This is a genomic window from Streptomyces wedmorensis (assembly GCF_000716445.1).
Classification (GTDB): Bacteria; Actinomycetota; Actinomycetes; order Streptomycetales; family Streptomycetaceae; genus Streptomyces; species Streptomyces wedmorensis.
Map to the genome: position 1 here is coordinate 1 of NZ_JNWK01000247.1, position 204 is coordinate 204.

Here is a 204-nt window from a genome sequence, read left to right on the forward strand (position 1 = left end):
CTGCAGGACGTCACCGACCTGGACATGCTCACCGCCACCGCCTACCTCGAAAAAGACGCCGCCGACTCCCGCGACCACATCCGCCAGACACGCCGCCGCCACGCCAACCCCGTCCTCCTGCGCCGCATGGCCCGCGAAAGCCGCCGCGACGCCCTGGACTACACCGCCAGCCAGATCCTTCCCCACCTCCCCCGCGCCCAGGCC

At 72.1% G+C, this 204-nt stretch carries 1 protein-coding gene; it reads left to right on the top strand.

Going from position 1 to position 204, the window contains the following annotated elements:
- On the top strand, window positions 1-204 hold a 204-nt coding region (locus OO54_RS41285), incomplete at both ends, for a hypothetical protein (protein WP_033213096.1).